Origin of the sequence: Streptomyces sp. NPDC008313 (genome assembly GCF_042956125.1) — a bacterium.
GTDB lineage: Bacteria > Actinomycetota > Actinomycetes > Streptomycetales > Streptomycetaceae > Streptomyces.
The window spans coordinates 92,072-104,369 of the sequence record NZ_JBIBFR010000003.1 but is presented as its reverse complement, the minus strand read 5'-3'; the positions used below and the strand labels follow the sequence as shown (position 1 = coordinate 104,369).

The window sequence follows — 12,298 nt, the reverse complement described above, 5'->3', positions numbered from 1 at the left end:
CGCGTGAAGGGCCGGGGGACCGTGCGATCAGCCTCCCGGCCCGCGGCCGGCACCCCCTCCCGGCCCGCGGCCGGCACACGCCTCCCGGGGCCCCGGGAGGCGTCTCCCACCGGGCCGCCCGCCCTGGGTCGGCCCGGCGCCCACGGTGCAGGCCCGCGCCCGCGTAAGGCAGAATCGGCGCGATGAGCACCTACCGCGACTTCACACACCGCGGCTCCGCGCGGGCCACCGTCCTGCGGACCGTGGGGACCCGTGAGCGCCGCTCCCATCTGACGGCGCCCCGCGTCCCCACCGTCGGCATCGACATCGGAGGCACCAAGGTGATGGCCGGCGTCGTCGACGCCGACGGCAACATCCTGGAGAAGGTCCGCGCGGAGACACCCGACAAGTCCAAGAGCCCCAAGGTCGTCGAGGACACCATCGTCGAGCTGGTGCTCGACCTCTCCGACCGGCACGACGTGCACGCCGTCGGCATCGGCGCGGCCGGCTGGGTCGACGCCGACCGCAACCGCGTCCTGTTCGCCCCCCACCTGTCCTGGCGCAACGAGCCGCTGCGCGACCGCCTCGCCGGACGGCTCGCCGTGCCCGTCCTCGTCGACAACGACGCCAACGCCGCCGCCTGGGCGGAATGGCGCTTCGGCGCGGGCCGCGACGAGGACCACCTGGTCATGATCACGCTCGGCACCGGAATCGGCGGTGCCATCCTCGAGGACGGCCAGGTCAAGCGAGGCAGGTTCGGCGTCGCCGGCGAGTTCGGCCACATGCAGGTCGTGCCCGGCGGCCACCGCTGCCCCTGCGGCAACCGCGGCTGCTGGGAGCAGTACAGCTCCGGCAACGCACTGGTCCGGGAGGCCCGCGAACTCGCCGCCGCCGACTCCCCGGTCGCCTACGGGATCATCGAGCGCGTCAAGGGAAGCATCCCCGACATCACCGGGCCGCTCATCACCGAGCTGGCCCGCGAGGGCGACGCCATGTGCGTCGAGCTGCTCCAGGACATCGGCCAGTGGCTCGGCGTCGGCATCGCCAACCTCGCCGCCGCCCTCGACCCCTCCTGCTTCGTCGTCGGCGGCGGCGTCAGCGCCGCCGACGACCTGCTGATCGGCCCCGCCCGGGACGCCTTCAGGCGCCACCTCACCGGCCGCGGCTACCGGCCCGAGGCCCGCATCGCCCGCGCCCAGCTCGGCCCCGAGGCCGGTATGGTCGGCGCCGCCGACCTCGCGCGCCTCGTCGCCCGCCGCTTCCGCCGCGCCAACCGGCGCCGCGTCGAGCGCTACGAGAGGTACGAGCGGTACACGCAGTCCCGCCGTACGACGCCGGAGTCGATGTGACGGCCGCACTGCCCCACCAGGCACCCGCCCCCGACGAGCCGCCCCACCCGCCCGAGGACCGGCGGCACATGATCCGCCGCCGCGCGCTCACCCTGCTGATCATCGTGCTGCTCATCGGCGTGCCCGCCGGCTATCTGGTGATCTCCGCCAACCAGAGCCGCGACAGCGGCAAGGACAAGGAGGAGAAGTACTCGGCGACCGGACTCACCGCGGGCTGGCCCTCCCGCGTCCAGCGCCGGCTCTACCAGGTGCCGATCCCCGGCTACTCCCGCGACGTCGCCTACTACGAGACCAACAACTGGCGCACCAGCCGCATGTACGTCCAGTTCCTGACCAGCCCCGAGGGCCTGGACACGTTCCTCGGCAAGATCGGCACCAGCCGCGACAAGTTCCGCCCGGACGACATCACCATCCACGAGCGCGACCAGAAGGTCGTCGGCTGGGACTTCGGCGGCCCCGGCCCGTGGTCGGGCCTCGCCCACAAGCAGAAGAACCCCTCGCCCACCCACGACATCGTCGTGAACTGGTCCGACCCCAAGCACCCCATGGTGTACGTCGTCTCCCGCACCACACCCTGAGCCGCCTCGGAACAGCCCCCGGAAGGTCCCAGACCCCGCCGCCGGGACCGGTTGTCAGACCCCGCCCGTAAAGTCAAAGACGTCCGACGCGACCGGTGCGCCGGACACGACAGCCCGCGACGGACGCGAGCGACGGGACGACGGGGGAGGTGACGGGACGCATGAGCTTCGGCACCGCCGACGCACGCCCGGGTGACACCGGCCGGGACGGCGCGACGCCCCCGCCGCGGGCCGCCGCCGTCTTCCTGCCCGCGCCGGTGCCCCGTGACGGCCTGGTCGCCTTCTGGGACCCCGATGGCGGCCCGCTGCCCGCGGGCGAGCCGGCCGAGATCACGGTCGTACGACGGCACGGCGGCTCGGTGCGCCGGACCGCGGTCCCCGCACGCACCCTCGGAGTCGCCGAGGCACTCCCGCTGCTCACCGGCGCCCGCCGTGCCCCCGCCGCACACCCCGCCACGGCCTGCTGGGGCGCGGCCGCCCTGCACGCGCTAGGGCTCGTCGCGCGCGGCAGGCTGCTGCCCGGCCTGACGCCCGACGGCCACGACGCCTGGCGGGCCGGCCCCCTCGACCCCGCCGACCTCGCCCACCTCAGGGCGGTCGCCGCCGCCCTCCCGTACGAGGGCCATGCCGTCCCGCTGCCCGGCCCCGGCCCGCTGCGGCTGCCCGACCCCGAAGCGCTGATGCGCTCCTTCCTCGACGCGGTCGCCGACACGCTGCCGCGCACCCCCGCCGCGGCGCACGCCTCCGGACGTCCCTTCGCCGCCCGCGAGCCGCAGCGGCTGCCCGGCGCGCACGACTGGGCCGCCGAGGTCGCCGCGGGCATGGACGCGGGCGTCCGGATCTCGCTCCGCCTCGACCTCTCCGCGTACCAGCTCTTCGACGACCCGGAGGGCGCCCACCGCGCGGGCGCGGCCGTCGTCCAGGTGCACAGCCTCGCCGACCCCACCCTCGTCGTCGACGCCGCCGCGCTCTGGGCGGGCGACGCCGACACCGTGTTCGGGCCCCGCGCCCGCGTCGACACCGCCCTCGCCGTACGGCGCGCGGCACGGGTCTGGCCACCCCTCGACCGCCTCGCCGAACAGGACGTGCCCGACGTCCTCGCCCTCACCGAGGAGGAGCTGTACGACCTGCTCGGCGTCGCGGCGACCCGGCTCGGCGCCGCCGGAGTCGCCGTGCACTGGCCCCGCGACCTCGCCCAGGACCTCAGCGCGGCCGCCGTGGTCCGCCCCGCCCCCGGCTCGGCCACGGACGGCACCGGCTTCTTCGAGAGCGAGGACCTGCTCCAGTTCCGCTGGCAGCTCGCCCTCGGCGGCGACCCGCTCACCGAGGCCGAGATGGACATGCTGGCGGAGGCCCACCGGCCGGTGGTGCGGCTGCGGGACCAGTGGGTGCTCGTCGACCCCGCCCTCGTCCGCAAGGCCCGCAAACGCGAACTGGGTCTCCTCGACCCCGTCGACGCCCTCTCCGTCGCCCTCACCGGCAGCGCCGAGGTCGACGGGGAGACGGTCGAGGCGGTACCGGTCGGCGCGCTGGCCGCGCTGCGCGACCGGCTGACAGCGGGCGTGACGCCCACGGAGGCCCCGGCCGGGCTGCGGGCCCGCCTGAGGGACTACCAGCTCAGGGGCCTCGCCTGGCTCGACCTCATGACCTCCCTGGGCCTCGGCGGCTGCCTCGCCGACGACATGGGCCTGGGCAAGACCGTCACCCTCATCGCGCTGCACCTGCGGCGCGCGCATAGCGAGCCGACCCTCGTCGTCTGCCCCGCCTCCCTGCTCGGCAACTGGCAGCGCGAGATCGAGCGCTTCGCCCCCGGCACCCCCGTCCGCCGCTACCACGGGGCGGGCCGCACCCTGGAGGACCTCGACGGCGGCTTCGTCCTCACCACGTACGGGACGATGCGCTCGGCCGCGTCGCGCCTCGCCCAGCAGCCCTGGGGCATGATCGTCGCGGACGAGGCGCAGCACGTGAAGAACCCGTACTCGGCGACGGCGAAGGCGCTCCGCACGATCCCGGCGCCCGCCCGCGTGGCACTCACCGGCACCCCCGTGGAGAACAACCTGTCCGAGCTGTGGGCCCTGCTCGACTGGACGACCCCCGGCCTCCTCGGCCCTTTGAAGTCCTTCCGGGCCCGCCACGCCCGCGCCGTGGAGAACGGCGAGGACGACGAGGCGGTCGCGCGGCTGGCCGGGCTGATCCGGCCCTTCCTGCTCCGCCGCAAGAAGTCCGACCCCGGCATCGTCCCGGAACTCCCGCCGAAGACCGAGACCGACCACCCGGTGGCCCTCAGCCGCGAACAGGCATCCCTGTACGAGGCCGTGGTCCGCGAGGGGATGCTGGCCATCGAGACCGCCGAGGGCATCGGCAGGCGCGGACTCGTCCTCAAACTCCTCACCTCCCTCAAGCAGATCTGCGACCACCCCGCGCTGTATCTGAAGGAGGACGCGCGGACGGCCTCCGAGGCGGCCGTCTCCCGGCTCGCCCACCGCTCCGGCAAACTCGCCCTGCTCGACGAACTGCTGGACACCGTGCTCGCCGAGGACGGCTCGGCCCTGGTGTTCACGCAGTACGTGGGCATGGCCCGGCTGATCACCACCCACCTCGCGGCCCGCGCCGTCCCGGTCGAGCTGCTGCACGGCGGCACGCCCGTCCCGGACCGCGAGCGGATGGTGGACCGCTTCCAGGACGGGGCCACCCCCGTCCTGGTCCTCTCCCTGAAGGCCGCCGGCACCGGCCTCAACCTCACCCGGGCCGGACACGTCGTCCACTTCGACCGCTGGTGGAACCCGGCGGTGGAGGAGCAGGCCACCGACCGCGCCTACCGCATCGGCCAGACCCAGCCCGTCCAGGTCCACCGGCTGATCACGGAGGGCACGGTGGAGGACCGTATCGCCGAGATGCTGGAGGCGAAGCGGGCCCTGGCCGACGCGATCCTCGGCTCCGGCGAGTCCGCCCTGACCGAACTCACCGACCGTGAACTGTCCGACCTGGTCTCCCTCAGGAGGACGGCATGAACGCGGACGGCATGGACGTGGATGACGCGAACACGGGCGGCGCGGAGGCGGATGGCGTGAACGCGGGCACGCCCGAGCCGGGGCCCGCCGACGGGGTCCGCCCGGCCGACGAGGCCCGCCGCGCTCTGCGGGCCGCCCGCGAACGTGAACCCCGTGCACCCTGGGGCCACGAGCCCTGGGGTCACGAGCCGGACGACGGCCGGTCCGGGGCGCCTTCCGCGCCGCACCCCGCTCCTGCGCCCGGACCGGAGCCCGAGCCCAGGTCTCCGGCCGGACCCGCCGCCTCGGACCCCCGCCCCGGCGACCTGGCCCGCGAGGCCCTGCGAGCCTCCCGGCCGGGCGGAACCGTGGACCCCTCCGCCGCGGCGGCCCCCGCGCACGACGCCGGGCCCACCCCCGCGCGCGACGCCGGGCCCCCGGCCGGGGCCCGCCCCGGTGACACCGCGCGCGAGGCCCTGCGCGCGGCGCGGAAGCGCGAGGCGCGGGCGCGGGCGGACGCGGCGGCCGAGGCTGTCGCGCGCGGGAGGGCGGCCCGGTCCGCAGGCCGCCCGGCCGCACCCCGGCCCGCCGCCCAGGGAGGCCGTGCGCAGGAACTGCGCGCCCTCCTGGCGGACGCGTTCCGCCTCCCCGACGACGAGACGCGCACCGACGAGACGCCCGCCGATGCGACACGTGTGGACGAGACGCGCGCCGATGCGACGCGCGCCGACGAGGCGCGCACCGCCGAGACGCGTATCGGTCAGACGCACGGCGCCGAGCCCCCCGCCTCGGCCACCACCCTCGCCTCTGCCGCAGCCCCCGCCTCCACCCCCGCCACGGCTCCCGCCCCCGGTGCCTCCGGACGGCCGTCGGCGCCCATGGCCGCGTCCCGGCGGGACGGTGAGTCACGGCGGACGTTCGCCGCGTTCACGGCGCGCGCGTCCCGGGGGAGCGAATTCGCCCGGACCTGGTGGGGGAACGCCTGGGTGTCGGCGCTGGAGCAGGGCGCCCTCGACGCAGCCCGGCTGGCGCGGGGCAGGGCGTACGCCGACCGGGGAAACGTCGACGCCATCACCGTCACCCCGGGGCTCGTCCTCGCCTACGTGCACGGGAGCCGCCCGCGTCCCTACCGCGTGCAGTTGCGGTTGCGCACGCTCTCCGACGACGACTGGGACCGCTTCCTCGACGCCGCCGACCGGCCCGGCCACATCGCCGCGCTGCTCGACAAGGAGATGCCCCGGTCGCTCGCTGAGTGCGGCGTGGACCTGCTCCCCGGACCCCGCGACATTCAGCCGCGCTGCAGCTGCCCCGACTCCGGGCACCCTTGCAAGCACGCGGCGGCCCTCTGCTACCAGACGGCACGCCTGCTCGACGAGGACCCCTTCGTCCTGCTCCTGCTGCGCGGCCGCGGAGAACGCGAACTGCTCGACGCGCTCTCCCGGCTGAGCGCGGCGCGCGCGGCCCGCGCCGCCCAGGACCGGGCACCCGCGCCACCGCCCGGCGTCCGCGCCCGCGACGCCGTCGCCCGGCGCACCCTGCCGCCCCTGCCCGCACCGCTGCCCGTGCCCCCGCACCCCGAGCAGCCGCCGGTCTACCCGGGGGCGCCGGGCGGCCCGGACCCGTTCGCCCTGGACCAGCTCGCCACCGACGCGGCCGGACGCGCGCACGCCCTGCTCGCCACCGGCCGCGACCCGGTCGCCGGTCTGACGCTCTGGCAGGACGCCGTGCGTCTGGCCGCCGCCCGTCCCGGCTCCGGCCTCACCGCCGCCACCCGCTCGCTGTACCAGTCCCTCGCCTCCGCCGCCGGACGCACCCCGGGGGACCTCGCGCGCGCGGTCGCCGCCTGGCGGCAGGGCGGGTACGAGGCGCTCACGGTCCTCGAAGAGCCCTGGGACCCGCCGGCCGGCCGCTTCGACCGCGCCCGCCCGCTGCTGCGCGCGGCGGACCTCCCCGCGTTCCGGCCGTGGCGCAACCACCTCACCCACCCCCACGGCCATGTCCAGCTCCGGTTGGGGCAGGGCGGCCTGTGGTACGCGTACGAATCGGAGCCCGGCCAGGACGACTGGTGGCCCCGGGGCACCCCCGACCTCGACCCGGTCGGCGCCCTCACCGGACTGGGGTCGGTCTGACCTCACGACGGAGTGCGGGGGCCCCGGTGCACCGGGGCCCCCGCACTCCGTCGTGGTGGGACGTCTGGCCGCGACGGATCAGCGGGTGAAGGTCACCCGGTGCTCCCGCAGCGCGGCGCAGTTGGAGCCGTACACCTGCACGTACACGTTGTCGATGCTGCCGCCCCAGTCGACGCAGTGAGCCTTGCCGTAGACGTAGGTCGGGCCTGCGTACGACGTGTACGTCCCGTAGTCCTGGTCACCGGCGTCGGTGTCGGAGACGTAGATCCACGCGGACATGTCCCGGGCGGTGCCCGGGTTGGTGCGGATGGTCGTGACGCAGTTCTTGCCGTTGGTGGAGTTGTACGTCAGGTAGACGGTGCCAAGGGACCCGACCGCCGCCGAGTTCACGGTCTTGTAGCCGCTGCCGCAGACCTTCTGCGGTGTGGTGTTGGGCGCGGCGGAGGCCGGCGCCGCCAGGGCGGTCGTGGCCCCCATGGCCAGGGCCGCTACGGCGGAGGCAGCCAGGACGGAACGGCTGAATCTCATATTTCCCCCTTGCAACTCTTCGGGTGGTTGCTCCTGCCCAATGTGACCCACGACTCATCCAAATGGTTGTGCCGCGTTCTGGGGCAGTTCCGAGCTGATGAGCAGTCAAGTGACCGCGCTGACACGGTTGTTGTGAATCCGCTTCGCCTCTTGACAATCTGAGCTGCGGTGAAGAACATACATTTCAGATTGGCAAGCCTGTGCCCATCGGGGGCCCGCCTCCGTCGCGGCCTTCTTCCCAGGAGCCGATCTTCCTCTCTCCCTGACGACGCGTAAGGCGAGGCCCGGTGCTCCCGGGCCTTTTTCGTGTGCGCGCCCCACCCGGCTGTGCGCCCCACCCGGCTGTGCGCCCCACCCGGCTGCGCGCCCCACCCGGCTGTGCGCCCCACCCGGCGTGTGCGCCGCCCGCCCTGGATGGCGTCCGGCTCTCCGCCCGGCGTCCTGCCCGGACCGGAGCGCCCGCCTCGTCCGCACGGGAGAGCCACCACCACCGTGTCCTCGACCGGTGGTCCACCCGAGGAGGGACATTGGCGAACGGTGCCGGAAAGACCGCGCTCATCACCGGAGCGACCAGTGGTATCGGTCTGGCGACCGCGCATCGGCTGGCCGAACTCGGCTTCCGTGTCTTCCTGTGCGCCCGCGGCGCGGAGGCCGTGAAGCTGACGGCCGAGGAGTTCCGGGCCGCCGGCCACGACGCGGACGGCGTCGCCTGCGACGTCCGCTCGCCCGAGCGGATCCGGGCGATGGTGACCGCGGCGGCCGAGCGCTATGGCAGCATCGACGTCCTCGTCAACAACGCGGGCACCGGCGGCGGTGGCGTCACCGCGGACCTCACCGACGAGGCGTGGGCCGACGTCATCGACACGAACCTCAACAGCGTCTTCCACGTGACGCGCGACGTGCTCTCGATCGGCCGGATGCGCGACAAGAGCTGGGGGCGGATCGTCAACATCGCCTCCACCGCGGGAAAACAGGGCGTGGTGCTCGCCGCCCCGTACTCGGCGTCCAAGCACGGCGTCGTCGGGTTCACCAAGTCGCTCGGGAACGAGCTGGCGAAGACCGGGATCACCGTGAACGCGGTCTGCCCGGGGTACGTGGAGACGCCGATGGCGGAACGCGTGCGCGGCGGCTACGCCCGGGCCTGGGAGACCACAGAGGACGACATCCTGCGGCGGTTCGAGGCGAAGATCCCGCTGGGCCGCTACTCGACCGTCACCGAGGTGGCGGGCATGGTCGGCTACCTCGTCAGCGACACGGCGGCCTCGGTGACCTCGCAGGCCATCAACGTCTGCGGCGGCCTGGGCAACTTCTGAGCCCACCACCGCCCTCCGGCGACCGGCCCGGCCGCCGCCCACGGGCGGCGACCGGCCCGCCGCCCTCCGGCCCGCCGCCCTCCGGCGCACCGCGCTTCGCCGCGCCCCCCGACAGCCATACCAAGCGCCCCCCACGACAGCCAAACGAAACCAGGAGGTCTTCCGTGAAGTACACCGCGTTCCTCGGCGTCAGGTTCGAACCCGAGTGGTTCCTCATGGACGCGGCCGAGCGGGAGAAGTTCGAGTCGGAGTACGTCTTCCCGATCCTCGCGAAGCACGCGCGGTTCCTGGAGATCCGGCCCTTCCGCGCCTCGGCCTTCAGTTCCCGGCACACGAACTTCTTCCTCGTCCACTTCGACGACATCCCCGCCTACAACAGCCTCATCGAGGAGATGCGCGAACGTCCGCTGATGGCCAACCGGTTCGCCACCATCACGGACAACTTCATCGGCATCGAGGCCGCCCACTACACGGAGGGCGAGGACAAGGCGGCCTGACGGCCCCGGGGCCCGGGGGTGCCGGCGCACCCCGCTCGCCCGACCGCACCCACCGCGCACGACGACAGGGGAGCAAGCATGTCCACGATCGGAATCATCCTCGGCAGCAGCAGGCCGGGACGGCAGGGCGAGGCGGTCGCCCGGTGGGTCCACGGCATCGCCCGTGACCGCGACGACGCGTCCTTCGAGCCGATCGACCTCGCCGAGGTCGCCCTGCCCCACTTCGACGAGGCGATTCCCCCCATGGCGGGCGCGTACGCGCAGCCGCACACCCTCGCCTGGGCGGAGCGGATCGCCCGCCTCGACGGCTTCGTCTTCGTGACGCCCGAGTACAACCACTCCGTGCCCGGTGTGCTGAAGAACGCCATCGACTTCCTGTTCGCCGAATGGGGCAACAAGGCGGCGGGCTTCGTGGGATACGGCCCGGCCGGGGCCGTCCGCGCGGTCGAGCACCTGCGCCTGATCATGGCGGAGCTCCAGGTCGCCACCGTACGCGCGCAGGCGGCCCTGACCTTCGCCACGGACTTCGCCGACCGCACCACCTTCCGGCCCGCCCCGGAGAGCCGGGCGGCCGTCGAGCAGATGCTGGACCAGGTCGTCTCCTGGTCCGAGGCGCTGGAGCCCGTCCGCCGCAAGGCGCGGGCATGACGAGGACGGCCACGGGTCCGGACCCGGACGCGGCGGCCGCACCGCCTCACGCGCCGGTGATCGTGGTCGGCGCGGGCCCCACCGGGCTCATGCTGGCCGGTGAACTCCGTCTCGGCGGTGCCGAGGTGACCGTTCTCGACCGGCTGACCGAGCCGGTCACCGAGTCCCGCGGGCTCGGCTTCACCGCCCGGGCCGCCGAGGTCTTCGACCAGCGGGGTCTGCTGGACGGCTTCACGCACCCCGAGATCAGTCCCCGGGGCCACTTCGGCGGCATCCCGATGGACTACGACGTCCTGCCCGGCGGGCACTTCGGGGTGCGCAACGTCGAACAGACCGAGACCGAGGGCGTGCTGGAACGCTGGGCCACCGGCCTCGGTGCCACGATCCGACGCGGGTACGAGGTCACCGGCGTGCGGCAGTCCGAGGACGTGGCCGAGGTCGAGGTGTCCGGCCCGCGTGGCCAGGAGGTGCTGCGCTGCTCCTACCTGGTCGGCGCGGACGGCGGGCGCAGCACCGTACGGCGGGTCGCGGGCTTCGGCTTCCCGGGGCACGACGCGACCTGCGAGATGTTCCTCGCCGACGTGGCGGGTGCCGGCATCCGCCCGCGCCTCCTCGGCGAACGGGTGCCCGGCGGCATGGTGATGGCCGCCCGGCTGGACGACGGCGTGGACCGTGTCATCGTCTGCGAACGCGGCACCGCGCCGAAGGAGCGCACCGCTCCGCCCGGCTTCCAGGAGGTCGCCGGGGCCTGGCGGCGGCTCACCGGCGAGGACATCGGCCACGGCGAGGCCCGGTGGATCAGTTCCTTCACCGACGCCGCCCGGCTCGTCACCGAGTACCGCCGCGGACGGGTGTTCCTGGCCGGTGACGCCGCCCACATCCATCTGCCGGCGGGCGGCCAGGGCCTCAGCACCGGCGTCCAGGACGCGGTGAACCTGGGCTGGAAACTCGCGGCCGTCCTGGCCGGCCGCAGCGACGCGAGCCTGCTCGACACCTACCACCGCGAGCGGCACCCCGTGGGTGAGCGGGTTCTGACCAACACCCGGGCGCAGGGCCTGCTCTATCTCGGCGGCAGCGAGGTGGAACCGCTGCGCGCGGTGATGGGTGAACTGCTGGAGGATCCCGGGGTGGCCCGCCATGTGGCCGGAATGGTCAGCGGCCTCGACATCCGCTACCCCGTCGGCCCGGGGACGCACCCCCTGCTCGGGCTGCGGATGCCCCCCTGCGACCTGCTCGTCGGCCCCGGTACGACCACTGCCGCACGCCTGCTGCGTCGCGGACGGGGCGTACTCCTCCGGCTCGACGGCGACACCGCCCCGGCTCTGACCGCCGGACCGTGGGCGGACCGCGTCGACGTGGTGGACGCCGTCTGCTCCGACGTGCGCCTCACCGGCACGCGTGCGGTCCTGTTGCGGCCCGACGGCCACATCGCCTGGGCGGCGCCCGACGGAGGGGATCCGGCCGAAGCGCTCGGCACCTGGTTCGGGGCCGCCGAGCGTGCCCGGCAGCCGGTGTCCGCGGCACGCCGGTGACCGCGCCCGTGCCGGTGGCCCCTCCCGCGCCGATGACCGCGCCCGCGCCGACAGCACATCCCGACAGAAGGAGAGCACGATGCACAGCACCCTGATCGTGGCCCGGATGGACCCGCACTCGATCGGCGACGTGAGCAGGCTGTTCGGCGCGTTCGACCGGACGGACCTGCCGGAGCGCATGGGCACGGTCCGCCGGCAGCTGTTCAGCTACCAGGGCCTCTACTTCCACCTCCAGGACTTCGAGTCCGGGGACGGAGGGGAGCGGATCGCCGAGGCGCGCTCCCACCCGCTGTTCGTGGGGATCAGCGAGGACCTCAAGGCCCACATCGACGCCTACGACCCCGAGACGTGGCGGTCGCCCTCCGACGCGATCGCCCAGCGCTTCTACCACTGGGAACAGGACGCGTGAGCGTCCCCGGCACGCCAACACCCGGAGGAACCCCATGACCGTCGCCGTGTTCACCCTCGACGATCTCCGACGCATCCTGATCGGCGTGGCGGGCGCCGACGAAGACATCGACCTGGGCGGGGACAGCGCGGACACGCCGTTCACCGACCTCGGGTTCGACTCGCTCGCCCTGCTGGAGACCGCCGCGGCCGTCTCCCGGGAGTACGGCGTCACCCTCGACGACGACGCCGTCACCGCCGTCACCACGCCGCGCGGCTTCGTCGGTCTGGTCAACGACGCCGCCTGAACGGGCCCGCCGCCCGCACGCGACCGCGTACACCCCTGTCCCGAACGAGCCGGGAGGCAC

General features: G+C 74.3%; 11 protein-coding genes. 10 read left to right on the top strand and 1 reads right to left on the bottom strand.

Annotation, left to right across the window (positions count from 1 at the left end):
• Positions 1 to 182 precede the first annotated feature (182 nt).
• The 4 genes from ACFY93_RS05255 (at position 183) to ACFY93_RS05240 (ending at position 7,025) form a co-directional block, all read left to right on the top strand.
• Positions 183 to 1,328, top strand: a complete 1,146-nt coding sequence (locus ACFY93_RS05255; protein WP_391353736.1) for an ROK family glucokinase — start codon at positions 183 to 185, stop codon at positions 1,326 to 1,328.
• Positions 1,325 to 1,906 carry a sugar kinase gene (locus tag ACFY93_RS05250; RefSeq protein WP_391353734.1) on the top strand — a complete coding sequence of 194 codons (582 nt, stop codon included), beginning with the start codon at positions 1,325 to 1,327 and terminating at the stop codon, positions 1,904 to 1,906. Before ACFY93_RS05255 ends, ACFY93_RS05250 begins: the two co-directional genes overlap by 4 nt.
• 161 nt (positions 1,907 to 2,067) lie before the next feature.
• Positions 2,068 to 4,917, top strand: a complete 2,850-nt coding sequence (locus ACFY93_RS05245) for an SNF2-related protein (protein ID WP_391353732.1) — start codon at positions 2,068 to 2,070, stop codon at positions 4,915 to 4,917.
• On the top strand, positions 4,914 to 7,025 hold the full coding sequence (locus ACFY93_RS05240; protein ID WP_391353730.1) for an SWIM zinc finger family protein: 2,112 nt from the start codon (positions 4,914 to 4,916) through the stop codon (positions 7,023 to 7,025). The genes ACFY93_RS05245 and ACFY93_RS05240 overlap by 4 nt, the downstream gene beginning before the upstream one ends.
• A 78-nt stretch (positions 7,026 to 7,103) precedes the next feature.
• Here the strand turns inward: ACFY93_RS05240 and ACFY93_RS05235 are convergent, their stop codons facing one another.
• Entirely contained in the window at positions 7,104 to 7,553 is a 450-nt protein-coding gene (locus ACFY93_RS05235; protein ID WP_391353728.1) for a spore-associated protein, read from the bottom strand.
• A gap of 527 nt (positions 7,554 to 8,080) precedes the next feature.
• On the opposite strand from ACFY93_RS05235, the gene ACFY93_RS05230 reads away from it, so the two are divergent.
• The 6 genes from ACFY93_RS05230 (at position 8,081) to ACFY93_RS05205 (ending at position 12,238) form a co-directional block, all read left to right on the top strand.
• Positions 8,081 to 8,866 carry an SDR family NAD(P)-dependent oxidoreductase gene (locus tag ACFY93_RS05230; RefSeq protein ID WP_391353726.1) on the top strand — a complete coding sequence of 262 codons (786 nt, stop codon included), beginning with the start codon at positions 8,081 to 8,083 and terminating at the stop codon, positions 8,864 to 8,866.
• Positions 8,867 to 9,030: 164 nt separating this feature from the next.
• Complete coding sequence (locus ACFY93_RS05225; protein ID WP_391353725.1) at positions 9,031 to 9,363, top strand: darcynin family protein; 333 nt, start codon at positions 9,031 to 9,033, stop codon at positions 9,361 to 9,363.
• Between the two features lie 78 nt (positions 9,364 to 9,441).
• Positions 9,442 to 10,011, top strand: a complete 570-nt coding sequence (locus ACFY93_RS05220; RefSeq protein WP_391353723.1) for an NAD(P)H-dependent oxidoreductase — start codon at positions 9,442 to 9,444, stop codon at positions 10,009 to 10,011.
• Positions 10,008 to 11,543, top strand: a complete 1,536-nt coding sequence (locus tag ACFY93_RS05215) for an FAD-dependent monooxygenase (RefSeq protein ID WP_391353721.1) — start codon at positions 10,008 to 10,010, stop codon at positions 11,541 to 11,543. The genes ACFY93_RS05220 and ACFY93_RS05215 overlap by 4 nt, the downstream gene beginning before the upstream one ends.
• Positions 11,544 to 11,622: 79 nt before the next feature.
• Entirely contained in the window at positions 11,623 to 11,952 is a 330-nt protein-coding gene (locus tag ACFY93_RS05210; RefSeq protein ID WP_391353719.1) for a TcmI family type II polyketide cyclase, read from the top strand.
• Positions 11,953 to 11,986: 34 nt separating this feature from the next.
• Positions 11,987 to 12,238, top strand: coding sequence for a phosphopantetheine-binding protein (locus tag ACFY93_RS05205; RefSeq protein WP_391353717.1), 252 nt, complete (start codon positions 11,987 to 11,989; stop codon positions 12,236 to 12,238).
• Positions 12,239 to 12,298 lie beyond the last annotated feature (60 nt).

Bases quoted from the DNA above. Each gene is read 5' to 3' on its own strand.
- ACFY93_RS05235 (WP_391353728.1), bottom strand. From the start codon at position 7,553: ATGAGATTCAGCCGTTCCGTCCTGGCTGCCTCCGCCGTAGCGGCCCTG.
- ACFY93_RS05240 (WP_391353730.1), top strand. From the start codon at position 4,914: ATGAACGCGGACGGCATGGACGTGGATGACGCGAACACGGGCGGCGCG.
- ACFY93_RS05220 (WP_391353723.1), top strand. From the start codon at position 9,442: ATGTCCACGATCGGAATCATCCTCGGCAGCAGCAGGCCGGGACGGCAG.
- ACFY93_RS05215 (WP_391353721.1), top strand. From the start codon at position 10,008: ATGACGAGGACGGCCACGGGTCCGGACCCGGACGCGGCGGCCGCACCG.
- ACFY93_RS05210 (WP_391353719.1), top strand. From the start codon at position 11,623: ATGCACAGCACCCTGATCGTGGCCCGGATGGACCCGCACTCGATCGGC.
- ACFY93_RS05245 (WP_391353732.1), top strand. From the start codon at position 2,068: ATGAGCTTCGGCACCGCCGACGCACGCCCGGGTGACACCGGCCGGGAC.
- ACFY93_RS05255 (WP_391353736.1), top strand. From the start codon at position 183: ATGAGCACCTACCGCGACTTCACACACCGCGGCTCCGCGCGGGCCACC.
- ACFY93_RS05205 (WP_391353717.1), top strand. From the start codon at position 11,987: ATGACCGTCGCCGTGTTCACCCTCGACGATCTCCGACGCATCCTGATC.